Annotated in this window: 24 protein-coding genes; 8 read left to right on the plus strand and 16 right to left on the minus strand. The window is 69.7% G+C overall.

Going from position 1 to position 26,604, the window contains the following annotated elements; all coding sequences use genetic code 11:
• The first annotated feature begins 353 nt into the window (after positions 1–353).
• The 6 genes from ABT061_RS25015 (at position 354) to ABT061_RS25040 (ending at position 5,560) form a co-directional block, all read left to right on the plus strand.
• Positions 354–785, plus strand: coding sequence for a hypothetical protein (locus ABT061_RS25015; protein WP_350922097.1), 432 nt, complete (start codon positions 354–356; stop codon positions 783–785).
• Positions 779–1,012 carry a helix-turn-helix transcriptional regulator gene (locus ABT061_RS25020; protein ID WP_433381358.1) on the plus strand — a complete coding sequence of 78 codons (234 nt, stop codon included), beginning with the start codon at positions 779–781 and terminating at the stop codon, positions 1,010–1,012. Before ABT061_RS25015 ends, ABT061_RS25020 begins: the two co-directional genes overlap by 7 nt.
• Positions 1,009–1,962 (plus strand): NAD(P)-dependent alcohol dehydrogenase, encoded by a 954-nt coding sequence (locus ABT061_RS25025; RefSeq protein WP_350922099.1) that lies wholly within the window; start codon positions 1,009–1,011, stop codon positions 1,960–1,962. Before ABT061_RS25020 ends, ABT061_RS25025 begins: the two co-directional genes overlap by 4 nt.
• Before the next feature lie 416 nt (positions 1,963–2,378).
• Positions 2,379–3,650 carry a YibE/F family protein gene (locus tag ABT061_RS25030; protein WP_350922102.1) on the plus strand — a complete coding sequence of 424 codons (1,272 nt, stop codon included), beginning with the start codon at positions 2,379–2,381 and terminating at the stop codon, positions 3,648–3,650.
• Between the two features lie 283 nt (positions 3,651–3,933).
• Positions 3,934–4,170, plus strand: a complete 237-nt coding sequence (locus ABT061_RS25035) for a hypothetical protein (protein WP_350922103.1) — start codon at positions 3,934–3,936, stop codon at positions 4,168–4,170.
• 286 nt (positions 4,171–4,456) lie between these two features.
• Positions 4,457–5,560, plus strand: coding sequence for an alpha/beta hydrolase family protein (locus tag ABT061_RS25040; RefSeq protein WP_350922105.1), 1,104 nt, complete (start codon positions 4,457–4,459; stop codon positions 5,558–5,560).
• Here the strand turns inward: ABT061_RS25040 and ABT061_RS25045 are convergent.
• The 3 genes from ABT061_RS25045 to ABT061_RS25055 all read right to left on the minus strand — a co-directional run bounded on the left by ABT061_RS25045 (position 5,557) and on the right by ABT061_RS25055 (position 9,485).
• Entirely contained in the window at positions 5,557–6,207 is a 651-nt protein-coding gene (locus tag ABT061_RS25045) for a response regulator (RefSeq protein WP_350922108.1), read from the minus strand. The two genes, ABT061_RS25040 and ABT061_RS25045, sit on opposite strands and share 4 nt — an antisense overlap.
• Positions 6,204–8,090, minus strand: coding sequence for a sensor histidine kinase (locus tag ABT061_RS25050; RefSeq protein ID WP_350922110.1), 1,887 nt, complete (start codon positions 8,088–8,090; stop codon positions 6,204–6,206). Before ABT061_RS25050 ends, ABT061_RS25045 begins: the two co-directional genes overlap by 4 nt.
• A 324-nt stretch (positions 8,091–8,414) precedes the next feature.
• On the minus strand, positions 8,415–9,485 hold the full coding sequence (locus ABT061_RS25055; RefSeq protein ID WP_350922112.1) for an NADP-dependent oxidoreductase: 1,071 nt from the start codon (positions 9,483–9,485) through the stop codon (positions 8,415–8,417).
• Between the two features lie 62 nt (positions 9,486–9,547).
• Between ABT061_RS25055 and ABT061_RS25060 the strand changes: the two genes are divergently transcribed.
• Positions 9,548–10,333 carry a gamma-glutamyl-gamma-aminobutyrate hydrolase family protein gene (locus ABT061_RS25060; protein ID WP_350922115.1) on the plus strand — a complete coding sequence of 262 codons (786 nt, stop codon included), beginning with the start codon at positions 9,548–9,550 and terminating at the stop codon, positions 10,331–10,333.
• On the opposite strand, the gene ABT061_RS25065 is transcribed toward ABT061_RS25060, so the two are convergent.
• The 10 genes from ABT061_RS25065 to ABT061_RS25110 all read right to left on the minus strand — a co-directional run bounded on the left by ABT061_RS25065 (position 10,311) and on the right by ABT061_RS25110 (position 23,612).
• A complete protein-coding gene (locus ABT061_RS25065; RefSeq protein ID WP_350922117.1) occupies positions 10,311–11,330 on the minus strand; it encodes a hypothetical protein in 1,020 nt (339 codons plus the stop codon). The genes ABT061_RS25060 and ABT061_RS25065 overlap by 23 nt on opposite strands.
• A gap of 2 nt (positions 11,331–11,332) precedes the next feature.
• Entirely contained in the window at positions 11,333–12,703 is a 1,371-nt protein-coding gene (locus ABT061_RS25070; protein ID WP_350922119.1) for a glutamine synthetase family protein, read from the minus strand.
• Positions 12,704–12,776: 73 nt separating this feature from the next.
• Positions 12,777–14,996, minus strand: a complete 2,220-nt coding sequence (locus tag ABT061_RS25075) for a N,N-dimethylformamidase beta subunit family domain-containing protein (RefSeq protein WP_350922121.1) — start codon at positions 14,994–14,996, stop codon at positions 12,777–12,779.
• Between the two features lie 68 nt (positions 14,997–15,064).
• Complete coding sequence (locus tag ABT061_RS25080) at positions 15,065–15,820, minus strand: SDR family NAD(P)-dependent oxidoreductase (protein ID WP_350922123.1); 756 nt, start codon at positions 15,818–15,820, stop codon at positions 15,065–15,067.
• 184 nt (positions 15,821–16,004) lie between these two features.
• Positions 16,005–17,492 carry an APC family permease gene (locus ABT061_RS25085; protein ID WP_350922125.1) on the minus strand — a complete coding sequence of 496 codons (1,488 nt, stop codon included), beginning with the start codon at positions 17,490–17,492 and terminating at the stop codon, positions 16,005–16,007.
• 194 nt (positions 17,493–17,686) lie between these two features.
• Positions 17,687–18,436 (minus strand): SDR family oxidoreductase, encoded by a 750-nt coding sequence (locus ABT061_RS25090; protein WP_350922128.1) that lies wholly within the window; start codon positions 18,434–18,436, stop codon positions 17,687–17,689.
• Positions 18,433–19,920, minus strand: a complete 1,488-nt coding sequence (locus tag ABT061_RS25095; RefSeq protein WP_350922130.1) for a flavin-containing monooxygenase — start codon at positions 19,918–19,920, stop codon at positions 18,433–18,435. The genes ABT061_RS25090 and ABT061_RS25095 overlap by 4 nt, the downstream gene beginning before the upstream one ends.
• 49 nt (positions 19,921–19,969) lie before the next feature.
• A complete protein-coding gene (locus tag ABT061_RS25100) occupies positions 19,970–21,244 on the minus strand; it encodes a YlbE family protein (protein ID WP_350922131.1) in 1,275 nt (424 codons plus the stop codon).
• Positions 21,238–21,969, minus strand: coding sequence for an SDR family NAD(P)-dependent oxidoreductase (locus ABT061_RS25105; RefSeq protein WP_350922134.1), 732 nt, complete (start codon positions 21,967–21,969; stop codon positions 21,238–21,240). The genes ABT061_RS25100 and ABT061_RS25105 overlap by 7 nt, the downstream gene beginning before the upstream one ends.
• A 125-nt stretch (positions 21,970–22,094) precedes the next feature.
• Entirely contained in the window at positions 22,095–23,612 is a 1,518-nt protein-coding gene (locus tag ABT061_RS25110) for an AMP-binding protein (RefSeq protein ID WP_350922136.1), read from the minus strand.
• Between the two features lie 157 nt (positions 23,613–23,769).
• Between ABT061_RS25110 and ABT061_RS25115 the strand changes: the two genes are divergently transcribed.
• The gene (locus ABT061_RS25115; protein WP_350922138.1) at positions 23,770–24,501 is read left to right on the plus strand and encodes a FadR/GntR family transcriptional regulator; all 732 of its coding nucleotides are present in this window, start codon (positions 23,770–23,772) and stop codon (positions 24,499–24,501) included.
• 3 nt (positions 24,502–24,504) lie between these two features.
• Here the strand turns inward: ABT061_RS25115 and ABT061_RS25120 are convergent, their stop codons facing one another.
• The 3 genes from ABT061_RS25120 to ABT061_RS25130 form a co-directional block, all read right to left on the minus strand.
• On the minus strand, positions 24,505–25,287 hold the full coding sequence (locus ABT061_RS25120; protein WP_350922141.1) for an SDR family NAD(P)-dependent oxidoreductase: 783 nt from the start codon (positions 25,285–25,287) through the stop codon (positions 24,505–24,507).
• Positions 25,280–26,209, minus strand: coding sequence for a LipP1 family hormone-sensitive lipase (gene lipP1, locus ABT061_RS25125; protein WP_350922143.1), 930 nt, complete (start codon positions 26,207–26,209; stop codon positions 25,280–25,282). The genes ABT061_RS25120 and lipP1 overlap by 8 nt, the downstream gene beginning before the upstream one ends.
• 170 nt (positions 26,210–26,379) lie before the next feature.
• Complete coding sequence (locus tag ABT061_RS25130) at positions 26,380–26,556, minus strand: integrase core domain-containing protein (RefSeq protein WP_350922145.1); 177 nt, start codon at positions 26,554–26,556, stop codon at positions 26,380–26,382.
• Positions 26,557–26,604: the final 48 nt, after the last annotated feature.

Below are 26,604 nucleotides of genomic sequence, written 5' to 3' on the forward strand. Positions count from 1 at the left end.
GCGCGCCTCGCCTCGGAGGTGCACGCGATCGAGGCCATCCTGCGCCGGTTCACCGAGTCCGCCTCCCACCCGGCCTACCAGGCCATGCTGGAGGTCACCCGCTAAGCGTCTGCCACTGGGCGGCGGCGAGGGTGCCGCCCAGCGGCGCGAACCGGAGTAGCCCAGATCCTGCGGCTCTTCCGACGAGGGCGGGCCGGTGCGACCTGCGCCGTCCGGCCGACTGTGGACGTTTTGCAGCAACACCGCGCCGGGCGCCATGGCGTCACCGGTCGTGCATGTAAATAAACTTTGACATGGTGTCCGGGGTGCTTTACATTGGTTGATGTCAGCTTTGTTTTACATGAGGAGCAGGCATGGCCTTCGAGGAAAAGCGCGCCTGGGTGATGATCGTGGTCTCCGTCGGCGCGTACACGATCTACCTGGTGACCATCCTGGGCCGGGCCGGCGAAGGCCCGCTCGCCGACGTCGCCTACGCGGGAACTCTGCTGTGGACCATCGGTGGCGCCATCGTCGCCGCGATCGTGGCCCACATCGCGATGGCTATCGCGGGCGGCCACGGCGCCGACCGCACTGACGAGCGCGACCGTGAGATCAACCAGGTCAGTGAGCGCATCGGGCAGTCGATCCTCGTCATCGGCGCGCTCGCCGCACTGGTCATGGCCATCGCCGAGCTACGCCACTTCTGGATCGCCAACGCCGTCTACCTGGCGTTCGTGCTGTCCTCGGTGCTCAGCTCGTTTGCCAAGATCATGGCGTACCGCAAGGGCGGCTTCCAGACGTGGTGAAGCCGACGCAGGTCACCAACGCGATCCGGGCCCTGCGGTTCGCGCACGACGAGATGACCCAGGCCGAGCTGGCCGACCGGGTCGGCGTCACCCGCCAGACCATCATCGCGATCGAACAGGGTCGCTACTCCCCCTCGCTGGAGATGGCGTTCCGCATCGCCCGGGTGTTCCGGGTCGGACTCGACGACGTCTTCCAGTACCCCGACACCGAAGGAGACCCCTCATGAGGGCGATTGTCCAGGACAAGTACGGCCCGCCGCACATGCTGAGCCTCGGCGAGGTCCCGATCCCGACGCCCGGCGCCGACGATGTGCTGATCCGGGTACACGCGGCCGGCGTCGACTACGGCGTGTGGCACATCATGACCGGGCTGCCGCTCATCGGCCGCCTCGGCTTCGGCCTGCGCCGGCCCCGCAACCGCGTGCCGGGCATGGACGTGGCCGGCGTCGTGGAGTCCGTCGGCGCCAACGTGACCGCGTTCCGCCCCGGCGACGAGGTGTACGGCGCGGCGACCGGCGCGTACGCGCAGTTCGCGCTCGCCCGCCCGGGCAAGCTCGCCCGCAAGCCCGCCAACCTGAGCTTCACCGAAGCGGCGGCCGTACCCGTGTCAGGAGTGACCGCGTTGCGGGCCGTCGGCCAGGTCACCGCCGGCGAGAAGGTGCTGGTCATCGGCGCCGGCGGCGGGGTGGGCAGCTTCGCGACGCAACTCGCGGTCGCCGGCGGCGCCCACGTCACCGCCGTGTGCAGCACAGCCAAGGCCGACCTTGTCCGGTCACTGGGCGCCCAGGCCGTCATCGACTACACGCGCGAGCCGCTCACCGGGACATACGATCTGATCATCGACATCGCGGGCATCCGGCCGCTGGCCATGCTGCGCGGGCTGCTCACCGAGCGCGGCCGGCTCGCCATCGTCGGCGGCGAGGGCGGCGGTCGGTGGTTCGGCGGGCTCGGCCGGCCGCTGGCCGTCCGGCTGATCACCCCGTTCACGCGCCAGCGCCTGGAGGCGCGGATCGCGCTGACCCGCACCGCCGACCTGGACGCGCTGCGCGACCTCATCGAGGCCGGGACCGTGCGACCGGCCGTCGGGCGCACGTACTCCCTGGCGGAGGCCTCCACCGCGGTGGGTGACCTGGCGGCGGGCAACGCGCCCGGAAAGCTCGTCATCACGGTTGAATGACCCCGGGGCGCCGGGATCAATTGCTAACACGCAGTCGTTGGTTCCGGCTGCAGCGCCGTCACTGACGCCACGAAGCTGATGCCCTCGCAGGCCGGTGATCTCCTGCCGAACGTGTCGTTGTGCGGTAACGATCGGAAGACACGTCATCAGCCCCCGCACCGCGGCCAGCCAGACGCGGGCGGGGGCCTCAGTCGTGGGCGCGGGTGAACCAGAAGTCCGACCAGCTTCAACAAACCTTCCTTTTCTGAAGGTCGCCCGGAGGGGCTGCGCGGACGCCGCAGAGCCTTCAAAAACCTGGGTGGTTCTCATGAACCGGGGACCCGGCGGCCTCCATCACGCCGGCATAGGGCAACACGGTCACCTTCGCGGTGCGGTACTTTCCCCTTTCCACGCCGCTAAGGAGACCCTTCTCGACCATGGGCACCAACCATTCACACGGCCCGGCCGCTCCCAGCTCCCGCGGCACGGTGTGGGCAACGCTGGCCGTCATCGTTCCCCTGGCGCTGGCCACGCTGACCGCCCTGATCTGGCTGTGGCCCACTGAGCGCACCTCCACCGGCCAGCCATCGGCCAGCCTGCAGCAGATGACGGGAACGATCACCTCCATCACCCTCACCCCCTGCATCGAGGAGCCGCCCGCAGACGGCCAACCCCGCGGCCAACAGCCACCGGCTGACCCCGCCACCTGCGGCGAAGCCAAAGTCGACCTGACCAGCGGGCCGCAGGCCGGCCAACGTATCGCCACCCAGCTACCCAGCGGCCCCGGCGCGCAGATCTTCACCGCGGGCGACGACGTGGTGCTGATCTACACGCCGAAAGGCATCCTCGATGTGCCGCCCTACCAGATCTCCGACCACGACCGGTCCTCACCCCTAGGACTGCTCGGCGCCGCCTTCGCTCTGGCCGTGATCGCCTTCGGCCGCTGGCGCGGTGTGACCGCGCTCATCGGGCTGGCCATCACCTTCGTGCTGCTGCTGATGTTCGTCATCCCGGCCATCCTCGCCGGACAGCCACCGCTGCTGGTCGCCATCGTCGGCTCGGCGGCCATCATGCTCACCGTGCTGTATCTGACCCACGGCTTCACCATCCCCACCTCGATGGCTGTGGTCGGCACCTTGGTCAGCCTCAGCCTCACCGGCGCGCTGTCGGTGGCCGCCATCGGCTTGGCCGACCTTAACGGCATCACTGACGAAAGCTCCTTCTACCTGGACATGAACTATCGGATCAACACTCAGGGCCTGCTACTGGCCAGCATCATCATCGGCTCCCTGGGCGTGCTCGACGACGTCACCGTCACCCAGGCGGTCACCGTCACCGAACTGGCCCATGCCAACCCTGGCTATACCTTCGCCCAGCTGTATCGGGCCGCCGCCCGAGTCGGCCGCGCCCACATCGCCTCAGTGATCAACACCATCATCCTCGCCTACGCGGGCGCCTCCCTGCCGCTACTGCTGCTCATCAGCGTCGGCGACCAACCCATCGGCGAGGTATTGACCAACCCGGTCATCGCCCAGGAGATCGTCCGCAGTGTGGTGGGCACCATCGGACTCATCGCCGCGGTTCCCATCACCACCGCCCTGGCCGCCCTGGCCGGCACCCGGCGCACCACATCCGACCACCAACCACCCCCCACAGCACGCCACCGACGGCCGAGGAACCTCCTGATCGACTCCGGGGTGACTGACTGAACAACGGCCGGCACGGGCAGGTTCTCCTCATCGGTCGTGCCTCGACGATGGCCCGCGCGCCGGCCTCATGTACTCGTGTCCAACCAGACGGCACCACCTGTCGTCTGGTTGGACAGGTAGCAGGCTCCGCAAGGTTCTCTTGGGTGGGGCATCCAAAGGCGGCATGGGGCTGCGCACCCCCGACCGGCGTCCGATCATCCCGCCCGGAGAGGACACGTCCTTGACGAGGGAGAGGGCCGCGCCAAATCCCGCACCAAGCGTAAGAACGCCGACCGCACTGCGAATGATCTTCACTTCGCGAGAATACGCGCCCTTCAAAAGCCAACGCCCCGCAGGGACCGGGCTGCTGGACCTGGTCGACACCCCTGAGGTCCTCGTGCTGCGCGAGCGCCTGGCCGCCGTCGGCCCGGTCGCCGACGTCGTCTTGACCACCGAGCAGGAGGCCGTCTACCAGGCCACCGCCACCTGGCTCAATCAGATGTGGACGCTCGGCTCCTCCCTCAGCCGCTTCGAATACTGATGAGCAGCGGGTCGGTGACGACCGCTGAGGTTCGCCGGGCGTTCTTGGGCCGGGCTACGGCTTTTGGGCCGGTCCCAGCCCCCGAGCGTCCCGCGGACCTTGTCTATCCCCCCCGGGCGGAGGGGTGCTTCCTTCATTCGTATGAGTGCCAAAATCATCTCTGGTGGGGAGTTTCCGGACAGCGAGCCTCCCTAGCGTGGCCGTTATGAATTGCGCATTGCTCAGACGGGGCGTGGCCTCTGCGGTGGCGGTCGGCCTTCTGCTCACCGGGCCCGCCGTACAGGCCATGTCAAAGCCCGTCACTGTGGCCCTGCCCCAGCCGACAGGTCCACGCGAGATCGGCACTGTCGCGCTGCACCTGCGTGACGGCTCCAGGGCCGACCCGTGGATCAAGGCACATGACCGGCGTGAGCTGATGATCAGCCTGTGGTATCCCACCCGTCGTCCGGACGGCCACCCCGCTGCGCCTTGGCTGCCGCCTCGCGCCGCCGAGGCCTTCTATCGCAACAGCAGCCTCTCGCCTGCGGCTGTCAGCCTGCCTTTGACCCATGGCCGCGAAGGGGCCCCTGTGGCGGGCCGAGGGCTGCCCGTCGTACTGTTCTCACCCGGCAACGGCGCCGACCGTTCCATGAACACCGCCACGGTCGAAGAACTGGCCAGCTGGGGCTACATGGTGGTCACGATCGATCATCCGGGCGATGCCGGCGAGGTGGAGTTCCCCAACGGCACGGTCACCGGCCGTGTCCTGAAGCCGGTCCCGGTGAGCCGGCTGGACGAGAAGGCCAAAGAGATCAAGGTGCGGGTGGCCGACACGCGATTCGTGCTGGACCGGCTCAAGGAGCTGAACAAGGGGCAGAACCCCGATGTTGAAGGCCGGAAGCTGCCGGAGGGGCTGCGTGGCGCGTTCGACCTGAGCAAGGTCGGCATGTTCGGCCATTCCGCAGGAGGAGCGACGGCCGCCGCGACGATGCTGGAGGATCGGCGGGTCAAGGCGGTTTTGAACCTGGACGGACCCGCCCTCGGCAAGGTGGCCGCCAAAGGATTGGCCAAGCCGTACATGCTCATGGAGGCCGAGATCTTCGACAAGCCCATCCGCGGGCAGAAGGCCTTCTGGTCCCGGCTGAAGGGCTGGCGGCTGCACGTGAAGACCAAGGGCGTCAAGCACAATTCCTATACCGACCTGCCGCTGCTGTACGAGCAGGCGGCGCCGGTGATCGGCCTGTCAAGGGAGCAGTTGCGAGCGGTAAACGGCACACTGTCGGCGGCGCGTTCCGTGGCCGTCACCCGCGCCTACACCATGGCCTTCTTCGATCTGCATCTACGGCGCAAAGGCGACCTGCTCGACAGGCGTTCCTCACGGTTTCCCGAGGTGCAGGTGATCGCTCGTTAGGGCTCACGCGACCAGATGAAGCCGCTCTCGTAGGCGTAAATGGTGGCATGCAGCCTGTCGCGGACCTGGAGCTTAGCCAAGATGGAGGCGACGTGCTCCTTGACGGTCGTGGCGCTGATGCCCAAGGCCGCGCCGATCTCGGCATTGGTCAGGCCGCGGGTGAGGTGCCACAGCACGTCATCTTCGCGCGGGGTCAACGTGTTCAGCGCGGGGGCGGGTGATGGCAGGTGTGGGACCAAGCGCTTGATCAGCCTGGAGGTGATCGCCGGGTCGAGGAACGACTGGCCCGCCGCGGTCAGCCTGACCACCTCGATCACCCGCCTCGGCTCGGCGTCCTTGAGCAGGAAACCGCAGGCGCCCGCGCGTAGCGCGGTGTGGACATATTCCTCCAGCCCGAACGTGGTCAGCATCACCACGCGGACCGCCGGCAGCCGGCGGGTGATCGTGGCGGCGGCCGACAAGCCATCGGTGCCGGGCATCCGGATGTCCATCAGCACGACGTCCGGAACCTCGGTGATGGCCTGCGCGGTCGCCGCCGCCCCATCGGCGGCCTGGCCCACCACCTCGATATCGGGTTCGACCGACAACATCGCGGAGATCCCGGCCCGGACCATCGCCTGGTCATCGGCCACCAGCACCCGGATCACACGCCCACCTCGGGCAGCCAGATCCGCACCCACCTGCCACGGCGGACCATGCCGCCGTCGGCCGCGTCGACCACCGCCCGCAGCCGTCGTCTGGCCCCCGCATCCGCCATGCCCGAGAGCATAACCCCAGTGGGAAGGCAGCTCACCACGAGCATCCCATCGTGACTAAGAAGCTCGCGGGCGACCCAGAACGCTGTCGCCTCCACAGCTCCCTGCAGTTGGCGCGGCTCGCCGAGAAAGCGCACGACCGCTTCGTGGCGGGCCGCCAGTGCGGTGATCCCGGCCAGGCACGGGGGCGGGGCATTTTCGCCCATCGGGCTACGTAGCTCATCGAGCAGGTCCCGCAGGGCGTCCAGCCCTGCGCGCGCCTCGACCATCACGGTCTCCAGGTCCACGGCGGCCACCACCGCCTGCGCGCGCAGCAACGCCGTCGAACGCAGCCTGGCGGCGATCCTGGCCCGCTCCGCTTGTGCCGCTTCCTCGCTCAATCGGTGATGGCGCACGACGGCGGCGGCATGACGACCGGCCCGCCTGGTCGTGATCGCCACGCCTGCCGCCCACACCCCCGCCATCGGCATCAACAGGCAGACGCTCAGCACCGCCCAGACGCCCACGCGGTTACCGGTGATCTCCGGGCTCCAGGCCAGCGCCGCCCCGGTCGTCACCGCCACCGCCGCCGGTGCCGGCCAGCTTCGCAGCCGCCTCGCCGCGCCAATGCCATACATCATGATCAACTCCACCCAGCCGCTCCACAAGAAGCCCCCGCCTGACGGCACCGGCCAGCCCGCCCATCGCGCCGCCACCAGGAGCGGATATATGGACAAGGCCAGGGGCACGGCCACGACCGGCCGGTGTGTGTGGAAACGCAGTGCCAGGGCGTGCACGACGAGCAGCGGCAGGAGTGGAACCAGCGTTCGCGCGGACAGCGGAGGACCCGCCCCAGGTATCAGCAGCCCGCCCACCGGAATCCCAGCGGCCAACCCCACCAGTGCCCACGTGTGCAGCCTGCCGCCCGGCCTCTCGGTGGCGGTCTGATTGATGGTCAGAGGGAGTTCCGCACGCACCGACCAGCCTCGTGCCGACCGGCCGGCCGACAGTGAGCCGCCCGCCGCCGCCAGGTCGGCCCGCAGCACCGAAAGGCCGCTACCGCATCCCCCGGCGAACGGCTCGCCCGCCTCCGCACGTCCCCAGTCGTCGACCGTGACCACTAGCCGGTCACTCCGCCGTGCCAGGCCCACCTCGACGCGCGCTCCGTGGGCGTAGCGCCGACAATTGGTCAGTGCCTCGCGCACCACGCGGAAGGCCAGCGCGGCGATGAGCGGCGGCGCGGACTCCACGCTCCTGCGATAGACCGGTGGCCGCCCCGGCCATTCCGCGACCAGCGCGTCGACCTCTGCCAGGTCGGTTCGCGCCGCCCGCTGATCGAGGGCGGTCAGCCGGGTGAGCTCGGCCACGGCCAACCTCCCCTCCGTCGCCGCGTGCGCGCTCGCTTCGGCCTTCAGCCGGGGATCGGCGACGTGCAGCGCGGACGAAGCGCCGATCATGATGCCGGTCAGCCGATGCGCCGCGGTGTCATGGAGGTCGGCGGCGAGCCTGTGCCGTTCGGAGGCCGCTGCCAGGCCGGGCACTGCCCACTCTCCCGAGCGGTAGGCCGCCAGCGCCCGGCGTCGCGCCCCGCGCAGCCGGGCCGACCTGCCCAGGGCCCAGCTCGTCGCGCCCAGCCCCACGGCCAGTAGCGCCGTGCCGACGATCTCCAGCGGAGTCCGGCCGAGGACGGCGACGACACCCGTGGCCGCGACGATCGCGGCCGCGGCACTCCACGCCGTCACGCTCGCCGTGCACCGGTAGGCCACGTACGACAGGAGAACGACGGCTGCGAGCAAGCTGATCCACCACATAGCCACCCTCGCAGCTCATATGAAGACTCGTCCCACGCGGGCACAGTTGGTGTGACCGGCGGGTGAGGCCGCTGCCAGGAGCCCGAAGGCAGCGGCCTCAGCGACGATGGTTCGCATGTGTTCATCGTCACCGGTAACGGCCTCGTCAGGTGATCGGCCAAAGGTACACCGGTCATCATCCGCCCGGCGGGTCGCGCACTCCTCGTAGGCGAACTCGCCGTGGTAGCGGATGGTGATGCCGGTGGCCGGATGAACCCCGACGAATTAACGGGCGCGACCACTGGCGGGGTCTGTCAGCCCTCCTCGTGCCTACTTGTGCTGCAGCCGCAGCAGTTGCTTGCCCAAGTTCTTGCCGTCGAAGAGCCGGTTCATCGTGTCCACCGCGTCCTCGACGCCGCCCTCGTGGACGTCCTCGGCCCACACCAGGCGACCCTGCCGGATCCAGTCCACGAGCCGACGCGTCGCCTCGTCGAACCGGTCGACGAAGTCGGTGACGATGAACCCTTTCATGTCCGCGCTGCGCACGGTGATAGTCGACAGGTTGGTGGGCCCGTAGGCCACCGCCTCGTCGGAGTACCCGCTCGAGATCCCGCCGCACATGACGACCGTGCCGCGCTGCGCGATGTTCGCGATCCCGGCCTCCAGGATCCGGCCTCCCACATTGTCGTAGAAGACGTCGACGCCGTCGGGGGCAAGCTCGTGGGTCCGCGCTCTGACGTCTTCGGCCTTGTAGTCGATGACGTCGTCGAAGCCGCCGACCTCGGAGAGCCAGCGCACCTTCTCGGCGCCACCGGCGATGCCGATCGTGCGAGCGCCCGCGAACCGGGCCAGTTGCCCGGCCACCGACCCGGTGGCACCGGCAGCGCCGGAGACCAGGACCACGTCACCCGGGCGAGGAGAGGCGAGCTGGAGCATCCCGAAGTACGCTGTGAGGCCCGTGGTGCCCAGCACGCCCAGCGCCGCCGTCACCGGCACGCCCTCGGGGACCGGCCGCGCGACGGGCGTACCCACCGCGGCCGCGTGGATGTGCTCCAGCAGCGCCGCCGAGTGCGACCCCGGCTGGGCCACCACGTGGGTCTGCCAACCGAAGTTGCCGGTCACGACGGCGCCGACCGGGAGCTCGTCGGTCTTGCTGACGACGACCTCTCCCACCGCGTGACCCCGCATGACCTCGCCCAGCGGTACCGGCGGCGCGTACGACGGGCCGTCGTTCATCCAGCCGCGCATCGCCGGGTCGAAGGCCAGCCAGTCGACGCGGACCAGGACCTGGCCGGCGCCGGGCTCGGGGACGGCCACCTCGTCCAGCACGAAGTCGTCGAGGGTCGCGGTCCAGGTCGGCCTGTGGGCGAGCCGCAGCTGTCGATTGACGAGTCGAGTCATACGGGCCAAGATACCTGAAAAGGTCTAAACGCTCTACCAATAGCACGCACAGGAGGCGTCGAATGGTGGCTCACCCCTCGCGGCCGGTCATCGGTCTCACCTACTCCTCGACGGATCTCGAACGGTTCTCCCTGTGGCGCAACATGCTGCACGGGTTCGCCGAGGCAGGTGCGGTGACGCTGACCATCGACTGCCACCAGCCTCACGACGACATCGCGGCGGTCGTACGCCGCCTCGACGGCCTGGTGGTCAGCGGGGGCGCCGACGTCGACCCGGCCGCGTACGGCGCGGACCCCGGCGACCCGGCGATCCGCGACATCGACCCGATCCGGGACCGCAACGAGCAGGCCGCGCTGCGCGCCGCGCTCGACGCCGGCCTCCCGGTGCTGGCGATCTGCCGTGGCCTGCAGCTGGTGAACGTCACGCTCGGCGGGACCCTCTATGCCGACCTGAATCGCGACCTCGCGGGCGAGGTCGCCCACGAGCTGCGCGAGGAGGCGCTCGCGTGGCCGCTCCATATGGTGGACGTCACCCCCGGATCGCGCCTCTCGCAGTGGCTGGGCGGGACGAGCGGGCGGCTGGCCGTCAACAGCGAGCACCACCAGGGCGTCCGCCGGCTGGCCGACGGGCTGGTCGCGACGGCGGTCGCCGACGACGGCCTGGTCGAGGGCGCAGAGCTGAGGGACCATCCGCTGGTCGCCGTGCAGTGGCACCCCGAGATCCTGTGGCCGAACGAGGAGCACGCGCTCCAGCTCCTGAGCGGCTTCGTCGACGCGTGCCGGACCGACCCGGCGGCGGGTCAGTCGGTGTCCGCCGGCGCGGGGGTCACGACCGTCGTGACCGACTGAGCCAGGACGGCACGGGCGCCCCGACGCTGGTGAACGCCTCGTCCGGCAGGAGTGTGGGGTCCTTGTAGAGGGACCACGTGCACTGGTCCCGGCCCGGCCCTTCGCCGTCGGGGCGCACCGGCGGTTCGACCACCCGCAGCGGCATCCCGAGGTGCTCGATGGGGGCGCGCTGCTGCAGCTGGCAGCAGTGCACGCAGTAGTGGCACACGCCGGTGGTCCGCCACGCCCAGTCGTGCTCGCTCTGGGTGAAAGTCCGGCCCGGCGTGGACTCCGGGTCGACGTACGTGCGCCCGCCCGAGCCACAGGGCTCGAACCGGACCACCCACCGGTCCGGCTCCTCCCAGACCTCGAAGTTGCCGTCCCGCTCCGGCCCGCTGAGGTGGCCGCGGGTGGCCTCGAAGATGTCGAGCACCAGCCGCTCCAGGGACTGCCGCCACGGCCTTGTCGCGGGGTCGTACTTTTCCCCCAGCGCCGCGTAGTAGTGCGCCAGGAGCCGATCCCAGAGCGGACCGACACAGTCCTCGCCGAGCACGTCGACACCGACGGCGATCAGGGCGCACAGGGCGTCGGTCGCGGGATCGTGGGCGGTCTGCCATACCATCCGGCCTGCCTCGAGCTGCGCCTCCGCGCCCGGGGTGTCCCGTGCGCGCGCCCGTACGCCGAAGGCGGCGAGGTGCTCGCGGTAGGTCGCCCAGCCCGCCTCCAGCGTCTCGGCGGTCCGAGCGGCCAGGTCGCGGGTCGGTGCCAGATTCCCGTCAGGCACGCCCAGCTCGACGAGCAGGGCGGGCAGCTGCCCGAGCCAGAGCAGGTAGAGGTCGAAGGCCTCCTGGGCCTCCTGGGCGGTGAGCTCGGCGAGACTCACCGCCGCCTCGGCGTCGTCCGCGGCCAGCGCCTCGCGGGCCCGGACGTAGGTCGACTCCCCCTGCTGTGCCCAGTCCTCCAGCCGGACCGCGTGGCCGAGCAGCTCGTTGTGCCCGACCGCGGTCGGCGGCCGCACCGTCAGGCCCGCTCGAACAGGCGCCGTTTCTCCCAGTCGGTGACCGTCTCCATGAGGAACGCCTTCTCCTCCTCGCGGCCCATGGCCAGCAGGTGGGTGTGTGTGGCGGGGCCCAGGGCGGCCCGCATCTCCTCGCTCTGCTCGAACAGGTCGAGCGCGTCGTGCAGGGAGCCGGGGATGAGCGGGACGTCCTCACGGGTGTACATGTCGCCGCACTCGATGGTCGGCATGGGCATCCCGGCCTCGATGCCGTCGGCGCCGGACAGCGCGATCGCGCCGAGGGCGACGTACGGGTTCACGTCGGCACCGGGGATCCGGTTCTCGATGCGGCGGGTATCGCCCGAGCCGACCACGCGCAGCGAGCAGGTGCGGTTGTTGTCCCCGACCGCGATCACGGTGGGCGCGAACGAGTGCGGCTGGAACCGGCGGTAGGAGTTGACCATCGGCGCGTACATCAGCGTCGCCGCCTCGGCGCGGGCCGCGAGCCCGGCCACGAAGCCGTCGAAGCGCGGGTCCGCACCCAGCGGCGTGGACGTCTCACGGTCCCAGAGGCTGACGTGCACGTGGCAGGAGCTGCCGTCCGCGTCGATGTTCCACTTGGCCATGAACGTCGCCGACTTCCCCATCCGGGCGGCGATCGTCTTGACGCCGAACTTGTAGAGGAAGTGCCGGTCCGCCATCTCCAGGCAGGTGGTGTGCTTGAGGTTGATCTCGTGCTGCCCGAGCCCGTACTCGCCGGCGTACGCCTCGATCTCGACGCCGGCCTGGTCCATCTGCCGGATGACCTGCTCGATGAACCCCTCGGACCGCAGGCAGGCCAGCGCGTCGTATGCCGCGTGGTAGCGGCTGGAGGGCGTGAGGGTCCGGTAGCCGTCGTGCCAGGCCGTTTCGTAGCTCTCGTCGAAGAGATGGAACTCCACCTCGGTGGCCGCCTGCAGGGTGACGCCGAGAGCGTCGAGCCGTACAAGCTGGTCCTTGAGGATCTGCCGCGGCGCGAACGGGATCGGGACACCGTTCTCGTCGACCGGGTCGCAGATGACCACGGGCAGGCCGGGCATCCACGGGACCCGACGGATGGTCGTGAGGTCCGGGACCAGGAACACGTCCGGGACGCCGGCGCCCATGCCACCGATGTGGTCGAGCCCCGGACGTACGTCCTGCTCGATGTCGACGCCCCACAGCATCAGCGGGATCTTGTAGGCGTCGGTGCGGCCCAGGTTCTCGACGAACCCGGCAGCGGCGACTCGCTCCGAAAGGCAGCGACCGGCGTTGTCCGGCGTCACCAGCAGCATGCCGTCGACGAGACCGGCGTCGATCTGCTTGATGAGCTCGTTCACCGAGAGGAGCCCGCTTCGAATCGTCTCCGTCTTCATTCGGCACTCCTCGTGCGTGCAAGCGAAGGGTTAAGGTCTATTTTCTGAACCATATTTGTCCTGGCTTTCTGTGTCAACGATCACGACGACGCGTGACGAAGGCGCGGATGACGTTCTCGGTCATGCGGGACACGCCGTTCTCGGTGTCCGCCTGCAGCAGCGAGCCGGTCCAGGCGATCGAGCCGGTGGAGAAGACCTCGCCGCCGCCGGGCGTCGCGAAGTAGACGATGTCGGCGTGCACCTCGGGGTCCTGCTCGCCTCCGCCGTGCTTGGGCAGGTTCATCGGGATCTCCTCGATGGCGCGCTGGTAGAAGTTCGAGTGACCGCGGGAAGTGGCGAGCACCACGGCGTGCCGCGGCGTGCCGAGGGCCGCGTCGGCCCGGTCGATCTCGTCGCCGGCGGCGCCGTCCATCACCAGCCCGTACGCCCCGATCGGCTCCTCGTCGACGCCCTCGAAGATCCAGGCGTGCTCGGGGTCCGCGGCCGCCTCGGTCCGGAAGTACGGCTCGGAGTGACCCCACCCCTGGGCGGCGAAGCCGACCCCGGCCAGGGCCTGTGGCGCCCGGCCGCGGTGGCGCCAGAGCCCGCCGGGCAGGCCGGTCGACATCAGCGTCACCTCACCCGGGAGCGACTCCCAGCAGCGGACGCCGGCCTGGCCGCGCCGGATCTCGATGACGAGGGGGTCGTCACTCAGGACGCCGGTGACCCAGTACCAGCCGTTACCGCCGAGGTAGAGCAGCCCGCCACCGCCGTCGCGGTACGCCGTCAGCGCGTCGAGCATCTCCTCGGAGGTGTACTCCGGGTGCGAGCCCGACACCACGGCTGCATACGGGCGCAGGTAGTCGGCGCCCCGCTGGTGCACCTCGTGGTCGGTGAGCACATCGGCCTCGATGCCGCGCCGCGCGAGCCACTCGATCAGGTACATGTCCGAGGAGAAGGCGCGGCCCGCTCCCCCGACGACCCACATGCGGTAGCCGCGGCGCATGTTCACGATCTGGCGGCGCGCGGCCGAGAGCATGACCCCGCTTCCGTCGGGGTGGTGGTCGTACATCGACAGCCCGAAGGAGTGGTCCCCTATGTGCGCCAGGCTCTCCGGGGCGACCACCACCTCCTGGTCGGTCATCGCCGAGGTGTCCAGCCCGTTGAAGAGGGCCTCGTTGGCATAGGCCAGGTAGGTGAACGTGGGCAGAACGACCGCGACCTTGCGGCGCTCGTCGGAGGATCTCGGCACCACGGAGATCGGCACCACGTCGGACCCGTCGGCGTTCTCGACGACGATGCCGTAGACGCCGCTCTCGAGCTCCTCGGGGAGTGGTGCGGTGATGAGGACCGGCCAGCCCGCGTCGACCAGGTCGGTGGCGTGAAAGTGCGCCGCGGCGTACTGGTCCGTGGCGAGGGTGAAGTCTAGGCACCGGCCGGTGAAGGTCCGCCCGGTCACGGCCCGCGCCGGTCCGTTGACCAGCGTGCCGTCCGGCTGGCCGGGCACCACGGCCCTGGCGACCGTGGGATCGTCGCCGTAGGAGAAGGCCAGGTCCCAGGCGGCCACCGGCTCCAGGGCGCGGACGTTCGCCTCGGCCCGCGCCAGCGCCTCGAGCTGCGCGTCGTCGGGGTGCGAGCCGAGGACGAACGGCAGCTCGACCTTGCCGGTGAAGTGGTCGTCCGCCTGCCCACGGGTGGCGCCCTCGACGGGCTCGACGGCGCGGCCGCGGTGCGCCGCGACGGTCACCGGACCTGTGAGGTCGACCGGACCGACGGGCGTCGACGCGGCCGCGTCGAGCCGCACGCCGCGCAGGGGGTCCACCGGCAGCGCCAGGACCCGGACGCCGTCCGGTCCGAGCATTCCGACCACCAGGTGCCACTGGTGGTCGACCAAGCGCTCGGCGGCCGTGACGAGCACGTCGCCGCTGCCCGGGTCGGCGAGCCCCGGGCGACCGTCCCGCAACTGCAGCGCAGGCCCGGAGGCCAGGGAGACGAGGGACTGCACGGGGGCGGACCCGACGTCGCCGGAGTAGACGAAGGCACCCAGGGTGGCACGGGTGTGGGACGCCGTGGCGGCGGGACCCGGGTCGCCGTGGAGGAACGAGCCGACGCAGGTCGGCGCCAGGCTCGCGTCGTACCGCGCGGCGGCCTGCCAGCCGACGGGGCGGTCGAGCGAGGGCTCGTCGGCGCTCGCACTGATCAGCCGCACCAGGCGGACGTCGACCGGGTCCGCGGCACTGACATGGACGGAGACCTGGTCGCCGCGCTCGTAGGAGAGGCGGTCGGTGTAGGCGCGGACGGGCAGGCTGGGCATGTGACTCCTCGGTCAGGTCGTCGTGGTCGTTGTGATGCTCGGCGTGGTCGCGCGTGGGCGACCTCCGATCAGATCGGTCCCGCGGCCAGGTAGCCGCCGTCGACGGGCAGGTTGGCCCCGTGGACGTAGTCGGCCAGCGGGGAGCTGAGGAACAAGATGGCGTCGGCGATCTGCTCCGGCCGCGCCCAGACCTTTGTCGGGACGGCGGCCGCGATGGTCGCCTTGGTCTCGGCGTCGTAGATGTCGGTCAGCTCGGTACTGGTGAACCCGGGCAGGATCGAGTTCACGTTGATGCCGACCGGCGCGCAGTCCAGGGCCATCTGCCGGGTGAGATTGACCCAGAGGCCCTTGCTCGCGCAGTAGGCCGCGAAGCCGGGGTTGCCGACCATCCCTGAGACGGAGCCGACCACGACGACCTTGCCACGGCGGCCGGTCTCCTTCATGTGTCGGATCGAGGCCCGGGCGCACCGAAAGATGCCGTCGACGTTCACGTCCATGTGCCGGCGCCACAGCTCGTCGTCGGTCTCCTCGGCGCTCGATGGCTCGATCACCGCCGCGCTCAGCACGACGATGTCGATGCCGCCGTCGGCGCAGAGGTCCGCGAACACCGTGGTGACCGCGTCGGCGTCCGCGACGTCGAGCCGGCGGTGGGTGATCCGCTCTGCCACCTCGGGCGCCGGCGGGAGGGCGGTCAGCCGATCGCGGCGCGAGAGCGTGACCACGCACGCTCCCGCCTCGGCCAGGGCGACGGCTGAGGCCCACCCGATGCCGGTGGCGCCGCCGACCACGACGGCTCGCTTGCCCTGGAGATCGATCGACCGCATCCTTGAGGTCCTTTCCGACGACGGAGCCGACCGGGACGGCCGTCCGTGTGATGCTGCGCGTTCCTCCGCAGCTTGGAGGTCGAGACTGGGTGCCGCGCGGGCCGGGCTCCCTCGGTCGATCTGCGCAGATCGCCGAGGAGCCCGGCCCGCGCGTCGGTTCTGCGTCGGTTGTAGGTGTTTCCGGTCAGTCCTGAGACGGTCTGCCCTCAGTCGTACGGCGGTTCTCGAGGAGCTCCGCGTACCGATCGGGTCGCCGCGCCCGCGTGACGGCCGTGACCACGGCACCGATCACGAACGACGCGGCGAGGGCCACCAGGATCGCGGTGGCCGCAGCGTTGGTCCCGACGAGGAGGTCGAAGTTGCGCACGATCATGTAGAGCACGAAGCCGAGGCCGATCAGGGACAGGACCGGGGCGAGTACGGAGCCCCACAGCGGGGTGTCCGCGTGGTACCGGCGGTGGAAGGCGATGACCGAGATCGAGGTCAGCGCCATCAGGGCGATGACGCCGAGCGTGGCCGCGCCGGAGAACCAGGTGTAGACCTCGGTGATGGGGTCGAGGCCGAGCAGGAGCATGAGGACCAGCACCACGACCGACATGACGGTCACCACGACCGACGAGTGAGACGGGGCCCGGTGCTTGGGGTGCACCTCGCCGAGGAAGCCTGGCAGGAGCTTTCCGTTGGCGAGGTTGAACTGGTAGCGCGCCACCACGTTGTGGAAGGAGAGCACGCAGGCGAACACGCTGGTGACGAGGAGGATGCGGACGGCGTCCTCCATGGCCGTGCCGACGTACTGCGTGGCAAGGTTCTGGACCACGTTCGAAGGGTCCGCGCCGGAAACGGCGGCGGCGCCGTCCGCGCCGATTCCGATGGCAATCGAGTAGGACGTGAACGCATACATCGTTCCGATCAGCGCCACCGCGATGTACGTCGCCCGCGGGATCGTCCGGGTCGGGTTGGTGGCCTCGCTGCGGAAGACCGCGGTGGCCTCGAACCCGATGAACGCGAAGAAGGCGAACATCAGCCCGAGGCCCGGGGTGCCGTCGAAGGCATGGCTGGGGTCGAGCGGCTGCGCCGAGAAGCCGGAGACGCCGCCCTGGGCGAGGATGGCGATGTCGATCACGAGGACGACCAAGGCCTCGAGCACCAGCGCCACGCCGAGGACCTTGGCGCTGACCTCGATGTCCCGGTAGCCGAGCAGGGCAACAACGATCAGGAACGCGAAGGCCGGCACCCACCAGTCGACGGTGAGCCCGAGGTACTGGTCGACGACGGCCGCGGCCGAGACGCCCAGCAGGGCATAGAGGCCGATGAGAAGCAGGTAGTAGGAAACCAGCGCCAGCGAGGCGGTGCCGGCGCCGGAGATCTTGCCGAGCCCGGCCTGGACGTAAGAGTAGAACGCGCCGGCGTTCTGCACGCGTCGGCTCATCAGCGTGAAGCCGACGGCGAAAATGCAGAGCACCACGACGGCACTGAGAAAGTACAGGGGTGCCGCCGCGTTGCCGCTGAGGGCGAACACCAAGGGGAGGACCGCACAGGCGGCACCGAGCGGCGCCACGGCCGCGATGACCATGAAAACGATGGATCCGACGCCGAGGCCTCGGTGCAGCAGGGCGGTCTTCTCGCCGGGGCCCGCAGGCTCTGCTGTCTGGGGGTCGCTGTACGCCGTCATACGCTGACTCCTTGCTCGTGCTTCCCTACCGGGAGCCGAAGGTGGGTGTGGCTCGTGGCCCGAGCCACCAGAGCGTTCAGGGAGCCGACAGTGACGCACCCCATACCCAATTGTCTATTGGCTCGATATTCAGACCTTTAGGGGCCGGGTGTCAAGACCCTCGGAGCAGACGGCGGAATTCCGTCCGCGGGAGGTCAGTCCTCGGGGGTCACGTACGCTGCGGAGATGCCGCCGTCGACCCTCAACTCGTGACCGGTCACGTAGCTGGAGGCGTCGCTGAGCAGGTAGAGGGCCGCCTCGGCCATCTCCTCCGCGGTGCCGAACCGGCCCGTGGGCACGTGCACCATTCGCCGCGCCACCTCATCCTCGGAGAAAAGTGCGCTCAGCATCGGTGACTGGACCGGTCCGGGACTCAGCACGTTGACCCTGACGTTCTTGCGGGCCAGCTCGACGGCCATCTCCCGCGACATCGCCACGACGGCACCCTTCGAGGCGGTGTAGGCGATCTGGGACACCGCGGAGCCCATGCTGGCGACCAGCGACGCCGTGTTGACCACCGCGCCGCCGCCACCCGCCACCAGGTGCGGGATGCCGTGCTTGCAGCACAGCATCACGCTGCTGACGTTGACGCGCAGGGTGCGTTCGAAGGTTTCGAGCTCCTCGCGCAGCACCGATGCGTCCTCGGCGAGCGCCACGCCGGCGTTGTTGAACAGGGCGTCGATCCGCCCATGGCGGCGGGACGCGCCGACGTAGAGCTCGGCCACCTGGGCCTCGGCGGTGAGGTCGCAGGCGACGAAGTCATCCGCCCCTGTGTCGTCGGCCCCGACGAGGTCGACTCCGACGACGGTGGCCCCCTCCCGCTTGAAGACGGCGACTGCGGCCCGTCCGATGGCGCCGGCGGCCCCGGTCACCACGACGACCTTGCCATCGAGCGCTCCGGTCACGAGACCTTGACCCCGAACCAGCGCGCGAGCCGGGTGCCGATCAGGTAGGTCGTGGGGCTGAACGCCCACTGGCTGATGATTTTGCCGCTGTTGGCGTGGAAGTAGCTAGGCACCTCGGTCCACACCGTCTGGGCCAGGCGGCGCTGGAGGCGGCGGTTGTACAGGTCGTGGACGGAGCGGCGCACGGAGATCTTAGTGGCCTGTCCGCGCACGAGCTTTCCGGCCAGCTTCGCGGCGAACCGCGCTTGGGCCTCGTAGAAGGTCACCAGCGGGATGCCGCTGGTGTTCGGACCGAAGATCATGAAAAAGTTCGGGAAGTTCGGCGTCATCAGCCCGTAGAGCGCTTCCGCACCCTCCTTCCACTGGTCGCGCAGGTCGACGCCGTTCTCGCCGAGGACCCGGAAGGTGCTGAGGAAGTTCGCCGCGTCGAAGCCGGTCGCCAGGACGATCATGTCCAGGTCGTGTTTCTTACCCTGGGCGTCGACCACTCCCGTGGGCGTCACGTTGGCCACGGCATGGGGGACCAGCTCGACCTTGGGGCTCCGGAGGGCGTGGTAGTAGGTGTCGCTCACGACCGTGCGCCGGGCCTCGACCGAGAACGGCGGCCGCAGCAGCTTCATCAGGTCCGGTCGCGACGACATCTCCTGCTCGAGGTAGGCCTCGACCATCTTCTGGCGCTTCTGGTTGACCCGGCCGCCGGTGCGGGCGTGGCTCGCGTGGTACTGGCGGAGGTCGTAGTCGAGATAGAGGCGGTAGCGGCGCCAGTAGTAGACCGGTTTGAACCGGTTCCACCGCCGCTCCCGCGAGCTGAAGTCCCGCGCCTGCTTCGGCAGCAGCCAGTTCGGCTCGATCTGGAAGACCTTGACCGCCTTGCCCTGACGCTCGGCCTCGGTCACGATCTGCACCGCCGACGAACCGGTCCCGAGGACGCCGACCGTCTTGCCCTCCAGGGACAGCTCGTCCCGCCAGGTCGAGGTGTGGCAGATGTCGCCCTCGAAGGGGGTCTCGCCGCGCATGAACGGCGGGATCAGCGGGGTGTTGAGGAACCCCACCGCTGAGATCACCGCTTTGAACGGCCCATGCGTCTCGCCGTCGGCCGTCTCGATGGAGTAGGTCCGGGTGGACTCCGACCAGCGGACGGTGGCAACGCTCGTGCCGAGCAGGGTGCGCTCGTACAGCCGCCACTTGCGTGCGACGTGCTGGAGGTAGCCGAGCAGCTCGTGCCAGTCCGCGTGCGTGCGGGTCCAGTCGTAGGGCTCGAAGGAGAACGAGTAGATGTGCGACTCGAGGTCGACCTCGGCACCCGGGTAGCGGTTGACCCACCAGGTGCCGCCGATCTCCTCGGACCGTTCGAACATGACGAAGTCGTCGACGCGCTGCTTGATCAGGGCGATGGCGGCGGCGATCCCGCTGAAGCCGGCACCGATGATGGCGACGTCATGGGCGCCGTTCGCGGGTGACTGCTTGCCTTCAGGAGCATTCACGGGAACCTCGATCCGTACTTACTGGTCATATGGTCCAACTTTTAGACCATTATCGATGGTGTCGAGCCTGCGCGTGCACGGCGGCCGCTTTCTCGAAGCACTCGCGGGGCGCGCGGATCACTCCGGCACCGATCTGGCCGCCGTCGCGGCCGGCGAGACCGACGTCCATGACGGGCAGCACGCCGGTCTCGAGCACCTTCCGCACGTCGACGGCGGTCGGCGTACCGCGGAACCCGAAGAGCGGGATCCGGTAGTCGGGGTTCTCCCCGTGGGTGATCTGGTACATCTCGCGGTTGCGCTCGATCATCACTTCGGGAGAGCCGCCCTGGTATGCCTGCAGGGACAGGGCGCAGGCCTGGGCGAAGCCACCGAGGCCGACGGTCTCGGTGATCGGCGACTCGCCGCCCATCCAGGTGATCTCGCCCTCGGCGTGACCGGGGAAGAGCTTGCCCTGGTGGATCGGCGGCGGCCCCTCGAACCACTGGTCCCCCGTCCCGGCGACCTTGATCGCGAAGCCCTTGCAGCTGAACGCCATGGCCGAAACCAGGGTCGAGCCGGCGACGCCCGCCATCGCGTCCGCGCTCGCCTTGGCCGCGGCCATGGACAGGCGGAGGAAGAAGTAGTCGTTCTCGGCGAGGTGGAGCATCGTCTCGCGCACGTTCGGCACGTCCTCGGCGACCATGTCCAAGACGGCGGGCAGGATCTCCCGGCTGAACAGCACCGACGCCGCCGCGTTGCGGCTGTGGACCTCGTCGCCCATCCGCAGGGCCCGGGCGATGAGCGGCTTGAGCGCGATGCCACCCCGCCGGCGGATCGCCTCCCCCACCACCGGCGCGAGCACCTCATTGACGTACACCAGCCGGTCGTGGACGCCCTGGTCGTAGCAGCCGTAGTTGAGCCGGCGCGGCTCCTTACCCTCGTAGAAGTTGCAGAAGCCAACGTTCCCGTGCGTGCGGTTCTCCACGACGAACACCGGCATGGACGCGGTGTAGATGCCGGCCAGAGACCCGACCGCGCCGTAGTCGTGGCAGGCGCCGACGACGATCTCGCCGCTTTCGAACCCGGCGATCGCCTCCGCGCGCGTCGCGGCGAGCCCCTCGAAGAGCGCGCCCCCGATCAGCGCCTCGCGCTGCCCGCCGACGTACTCGGACCAGGGCATCGGGGCCCCGGAGGTGAGGACCAGGTTGTCCGCGTACCCGGGAATGACGTCGCGGGCGATGCCGACGTCGACCACCCAAGGGTCGGCCGTGGTGAGCCGCTCGAAGGCCTCGGCATTCGCCACGTCGATGTCGAGGGGGCACGTGACGGCGGGCGTGGTCACCATGCGACGACCCCGCCGTCCACCAGGAGCGTCTGGGCGGTGATGAACGACGCCCGGTCCGAGAGCATGAACTCGACCACCTCGGCAACCTCGCGCGGCTCCCCGATCCGCTTGAGCATCGCGTACGAGGCGGCGACCTCCTCGCCGCCCGAGACCCGGGCCATCGACGGGCTCATCGGGGCCCGGATCACTCCCGGGGCGATGTTGTTCACGCGGATCCCCCGCGGCGCGAGCTCGTCGGCCAGGTAGCGCGTGTAGGCCGCGATGCCGGCCTTCGTGGCGCCGTACACGGAGGCGCCGGTGAATCGGCTGAAGTGGCCGGTCAGGCTGCCCACGTTGACGATGGCGGTGCCGTGGGCCAGGCGAGGTGCGCAGACGTCGGTGACCCGCGCCATGCCGGCGATGTTCACCTGGAACATCAGCTCGAGCTTCGCCTCGTCGAGCTCGCCCAGGAAGGAGTCCCGCAGGACCCCGGCGCAGTTGACGAGACCGGCCAGCTGCTCCCCCGGCTCGAGGACCGTCGCGACGGCGTTCTCGATGCTGCCGCGGTCGGAGACGTCCATGACCACCATGTCCACGCCGGCGAGCGAGGCGTCGGTCGGGTCGACGGCCTGGACCGCGTCCTTCAGGTCGGCGGCCACGGGATCGAACCCGCCCTCGACCAGGCGCCGGCAGATGGCCAGCCCGATCACGCCGGCGCCTCCGGTGACGATGACTTTACGATTCACCTCTCCACCTCTCGGTGTGTTGTCGGTCGTTGGGTGCGCTGTTCGGGCGCACGCCGAGGACCCGAGCGGACAGGTCCGAGCAGGCTCGGACCTGTCCCGTCGGGAAGTACGTGGGGCGGGGACCGCTAGTTGACCCGGCGCTCCCTGGCGCCCCAGTAGGTCTGGCGGAGCTTGAACTTCTGGAGCTTCCCGGTCGCCGTGCGAGCCAGCTCGTCGCGGAACTCGATCCGCTTCGGGCACTTGTAGCCGGCCAGCCGCTCGCGGCAGTAGGAGATGAGCTCGTCCGGGGTCACCGTCTCGGAGGTCACGACCAGCGCCGTGACCAGCTCGCCCCACTTCTCGTCGGGGATGCCGATCACCGCGACCTCCCGGACGGCGGGATGGCCGGCGAGGACGTCCTCCACCTCGATGGACGAGACGTTCTCACCGCCCGAGACGATGACGTCCTTCTTGCGGTCGAGAATGGACAGGTACCCGTCCTCGATGCGGCCGCCGTCGCCGGTGTGGAACACGCCGCCTTCCTGGGCGGAAGCGGTCGCCTCCGGGTTGCGCCAATAGCCGTCGAGGTTGTGGTTGCCGGCGGCCAGTACCTCCCCGTCCGGGGCGACCGAGATCCGGACTCCGATGCCCGGCGCCCCCGCGCGCCCCAGGAGCCGGGCCTGGTCGGCGCCCGGAAGGTCGCGCCACTCGCGCCGCATCCGCGACATGGTCAGGAACGGCGAGGTCTCGGTCAGGCCGTAGATCTGGATGAACTCCCAGCCCAGCTCGTCGCGGATCCGCTCGATCAGCCGGGTGGGCGGCGGCGCGCCCGCGACGACGACCCGGACCCGGTCCCGGCCCGGGATCTCGCCCGACCACGACCCGGCCGCCTCGAGGACGGCGGCGAGCACGGCCGGGGCGGCGCACATCACCGTGACGCCGTGCTGCTCGACCCGGCGCAGGATCTCGGCTCCGTCGACCCGGCGCAGGACCACGTGGGTTCCGCCCATGCCGGTGAGCGCGTAGGGCATCCCCCACCCGTTGGCGTGGAACATCGGAAGCGTGTGCAGGTAAACGTCGTCCTCGTCGACCTTGAGGTGCCACCCGAAGACGGTGGCGTTGAGCCACAGGTTGCGGTGCGTCAGCTCGACGCCCTTGGGGCGGGCGGTCGTGCCCGAGGTGTAGTTGATCGTCGCCGTCGCGTTCTCGTCCGGCTCCCAGGACGCGGGCGCTGCCTGGCGGTCCCAGAGCCGGTCGTCCTCCCCGAACAGGAAGGTGTGCCGCGCGGGCAGGTCCTTCACAACGTCGTGGAGCGTGGAGTCGGCCAGCAGGACATCCGCCCCGCTATGCTCGACGATGTACTCGATCTCGGCTCGCCCCAGGCGGAAGTTGATCGGCACGAGCATGCGGCCGTAGCCGCTCACCCCGTAGAAGGAGGCGAGCATGCGGCTGGAGTTCTGCGACACGATCGCGACTCGCCCGCCCACGGGGACCTCGAGCTCGTCGAGAGCGGCGGCGAGCGACCGGGCGCGGCCGGCGAACTCCGCGTAAGTGAGCGACCCCCACGAGTAGTCGGCGGACGGCTCGTCGACGACTCCCGTACGGGCCGGGAACACCTGCTCGGCGCGGTACAGGAAGTCGTTGACGGTGAGCGGGTAGAGCATGGACGTCCTCCTCAGCACCCGTGCTTTGCCTCGTGTACGATGAGGCTAGGGGACTTAAGGCCTAAAAACAAGGCCTTTAGGCCTTTGGACCTTTAGGGCGCGATCCTCCCGCTGCGAGGGTCGCGTTCGGTTAGCCTTATCCGAGCAGGGAGGTGCCGTGACCGAGAACAACAGCCTCGGGCCGATCAGGCAGATAGCCGCGCACGAGCTGGTACTGGACCAGATCCGGCGGTCGATGGACCTGGGCCAGTTCCGTCCCGGGGACCGGCTGCCGGCCGAGCGTGAGCTGGCGGAGATGCTCGACGTCTCCCGCACAACGGTGCGTACCGCCGTGTCCGTCCTGGAGCGCGAGGGCCGGATCGCGGTCCGGCGCGGCCGCGGCGGCGGGTTCCTGGTCCTCGAGCCGACGTACGACGCCGCCGAGGCCAGGCGCGAGCTCAAGCGGAACAAGGTGGCGGTCCGCGATGCCTTCGACTACCGCGTCATCGTCGAAACCGGGGCGGCCCGGCTGGCGGCCGAGCGCCGCAAGGCGGCCGACATCCCTCGACTCAGGGACCTGGTGCGCCGGATGAGCGAGACCATCGACGCGGCCCGGGACTCACCGTCGACCGCGCAGATCACTGACTTCCAGCTGCTCGACTCGGCGTTTCACCTCGGGATCGCGCGGGCCACCGGGAACGAGCAGCTAGTCCGCTCCGTCGAGTTGGCGCGCAGCGCGATGTGGCTGCCGGTCGGCGCGATCTTCGGCCGCATCGAGGACAACGCCAACGACCACCACGCCGACATCCTTGAGGCGATCCGCATCAAGGACCCCGACCTGGCGGCGGCCACCATGGCGGCCCACATCGACGAGACGCGGCACACGATCGAGTCCTGGCTGAAGCGCTGAGGCTCAGCCCATGGTCGTGAGCCAGCCGCCGTCCACGACGAGGTCGGTGCCGGTCACGAACGAGGAGTCGTCAGACAGGAGATAGTCGACGGCCCCGCACACGTCGTCGGTGGTGCCGACGCGCCGGAGCGGTACCCGCCGCGCCATCGACGCCTTTCGGGACGGGTCCGCCTCGTAGATCCCGCTGATCATGGGCGTCAGGATCGCGCCGGGGCACACGGTGTTGGAGCGGACGCCGTGGCGTCCTTGCTCGGCCGCGATCGCCCTCGAGAGGCTGATGAGGCCGGCCTTGGAGACTTGGTAGGCGTCCAGCGCACCGTCCGCCCGGCGCAGCCCGGCGATGCTGGCGATGTGGGCCATGACGCCGAACCGGGCCGGCACCATCACCTGCAGCGCGGCGCGGGCGAAGAGCATCGGGCCGGTGAGGTTGATCTCCAGCACCCGCTTCCACACGTCGGGCTCGATGTCGGCGATCGAGCCGTCGACGTACTGCGGCGTGGGCAGTCCGGGCTCGTCGAACCAGGCCACGCCGGCGGCGTTGACGAGGTAGTCGAGCCGGCCCTCGCTCGAGAGCTCGGTCGCGGCCTTCATCGCCGCGGGCGCCAGCCCGGGGTCGGTCACGTCGCCGCGCAGGTACGTCACCCCGGTCGACAGCCCCGCTGGCTCGGGCTTCAAATCCACGGCGACGACCTGGGCGCCCCGGTCGGCCAGGTGCTGGGCCACCGCCAACCCCATCCCGCCGCCGGCGCCGGTCACCACGGCTGTGCGGCCCGCGTGGTCAGCCATCGGCGAGCCGCTCGCGCAGGAACTCGGCGGCCTGATCGACCGCCTCGTTCGCGTCGTCGAACAGCGTGGGGAACTGGGCAAAGCCGTGGACCATGCCGGGGTAGCGCCGGTGCTGGACCGGGACGCCCGCCTCGGCGAGCTTCCCGGCGAACAGCTCGCCCTGCGGCCGGATCGGGTCGTACTCGGCCGTGATCACCAGGGTCGGCGGCAGGCCGGCCAGGTCGGCGCCCAGCGGGGAGGCCTGCGGCGACAGCGCGTCGTCCGGGCTCGTGAAGTAGGCGTCCTTGTGCCACTGAACCTCGTCCCGGAACAGCATTAGCCCCTCGAACTCCAGGTCGAACCCGAGCTCGAGGTCGAAGGTCGTGGCCGGATAGAACAGCATCTGACCTGCCAGCGCCGGCCCGTCCTGGTCCCGAGCCCGCAGTGCCACCGCGGCGGCGAGGTTGCCGCCCGCGCTGTCGCCGGCCAGCGCCACCCGCGCGGGGTCGATGCCCAGCTGCTCGGCGTTCTCCACGGCCCACACGAAGGCGGCGTAGCAGTCGTCAGGCGCGGCCGGGAAGGGGTGCTCCGGCGGCCGCCGGTACTCCACGCTAAGAATCACGAACCCGGTCCGGTTGGCGATGGCGCGGCAGATGCCATCGTGGGAGTCGAGGCTACCCATCTGCCACCCGCCACCGTGCAGGTATACGACGAGAGGCGCGATTGCTCTCGCCACGTCCGGCCGGTAGACCCGGACCGGGATCTCGTGCCGCGTGCCGGGCACCACCAGATCTTCCGTGGCAGCGACGTCCTCGACCGGCAGCGCCGCGAACGTCGCCTCAAAATTGGATCTCGCTTCCTCGATCGGCAGCAGGTGGGAGTTGGGTCGACCGCTCTTCGCGGCCTCCTTGAGAAGGTTCGCAGCTACCGGGTGGAGGGACATCACCGAAGTCCTCGCCTTCGACTACATCGACCAAACAATGGGCTTTTGGTCGAGACTATAGACCACACGGCGGCGAGTGCGCACATCAGCACCAGCACAGCGGTGGGCCCGTCGAACCTGCGGGGCTCAATAATGGGATTCGAGGTCTGACCTGCCGGTTCTCGGTGGTGTCAGCCGGCGATCCGATACTCGCCAATGAGGCCGCCGAGGATCGCTCTGCGATGGACTCGGTGGTTGGCCAGGTCGATTGGGGTTGGCGGTCCGGCTTCGGCTTGCGATGGGGACAGCTGTCCGATGCCGCGGTGAGGTCGGGCTGTGTTGTAGTGCTGCAGGTAGCGGGTGAGCACTCGGCGCAAGTGTGGTCACGTCCAGCGCCGCATAGCGTGATCACCCTT

Origin of the sequence: Streptosporangium sp. NPDC002544 (genome assembly GCF_040295965.1) — a bacterium.
GTDB lineage: Bacteria > Actinomycetota > Actinomycetes > Streptosporangiales > Streptosporangiaceae > Streptosporangium.

What these genes read in the sequence shown, in the direction of transcription:
- ABT061_RS25015 (WP_350922097.1), top strand. Translation starts at nt 354, where the DNA reads ATGGCCTTCGAGGAAAAGCGCGCCTGGGTGATGATCGTGGTCTCCGTC.
- ABT061_RS25025 (WP_350922099.1), top strand. Translation starts at nt 1,009, where the DNA reads ATGAGGGCGATTGTCCAGGACAAGTACGGCCCGCCGCACATGCTGAGC.
- ABT061_RS25030 (WP_350922102.1), top strand. Translation starts at nt 2,379, where the DNA reads ATGGGCACCAACCATTCACACGGCCCGGCCGCTCCCAGCTCCCGCGGC.
- ABT061_RS25035 (WP_350922103.1), top strand. Translation starts at nt 3,934, where the DNA reads ATGATCTTCACTTCGCGAGAATACGCGCCCTTCAAAAGCCAACGCCCC.
- ABT061_RS25040 (WP_350922105.1), top strand. Translation starts at nt 4,457, where the DNA reads ATGTCAAAGCCCGTCACTGTGGCCCTGCCCCAGCCGACAGGTCCACGC.
- ABT061_RS25055 (WP_350922112.1), bottom strand. Translation starts at nt 9,485, where the DNA reads ATGACTCGACTCGTCAATCGACAGCTGCGGCTCGCCCACAGGCCGACC.
- ABT061_RS25060 (WP_350922115.1), top strand. Translation starts at nt 9,548, where the DNA reads ATGGTGGCTCACCCCTCGCGGCCGGTCATCGGTCTCACCTACTCCTCG.
- ABT061_RS25070 (WP_350922119.1), bottom strand. Translation starts at nt 12,703, where the DNA reads ATGAAGACGGAGACGATTCGAAGCGGGCTCCTCTCGGTGAACGAGCTC.
- ABT061_RS25075 (WP_350922121.1), bottom strand. Translation starts at nt 14,996, where the DNA reads ATGCCCAGCCTGCCCGTCCGCGCCTACACCGACCGCCTCTCCTACGAG.
- ABT061_RS25080 (WP_350922123.1), bottom strand. Translation starts at nt 15,820, where the DNA reads ATGCGGTCGATCGATCTCCAGGGCAAGCGAGCCGTCGTGGTCGGCGGC.
- ABT061_RS25085 (WP_350922125.1), bottom strand. Translation starts at nt 17,492, where the DNA reads ATGACGGCGTACAGCGACCCCCAGACAGCAGAGCCTGCGGGCCCCGGC.
- ABT061_RS25100 (WP_350922131.1), bottom strand. Translation starts at nt 21,244, where the DNA reads ATGGTGACCACGCCCGCCGTCACGTGCCCCCTCGACATCGACGTGGCG.
- ABT061_RS25110 (WP_350922136.1), bottom strand. Translation starts at nt 23,612, where the DNA reads ATGCTCTACCCGCTCACCGTCAACGACTTCCTGTACCGCGCCGAGCAG.
- ABT061_RS25120 (WP_350922141.1), bottom strand. Translation starts at nt 25,287, where the DNA reads ATGGCTGACCACGCGGGCCGCACAGCCGTGGTGACCGGCGCCGGCGGC.
- lipP1 (WP_350922143.1), bottom strand. Translation starts at nt 26,209, where the DNA reads ATGTCCCTCCACCCGGTAGCTGCGAACCTTCTCAAGGAGGCCGCGAAG.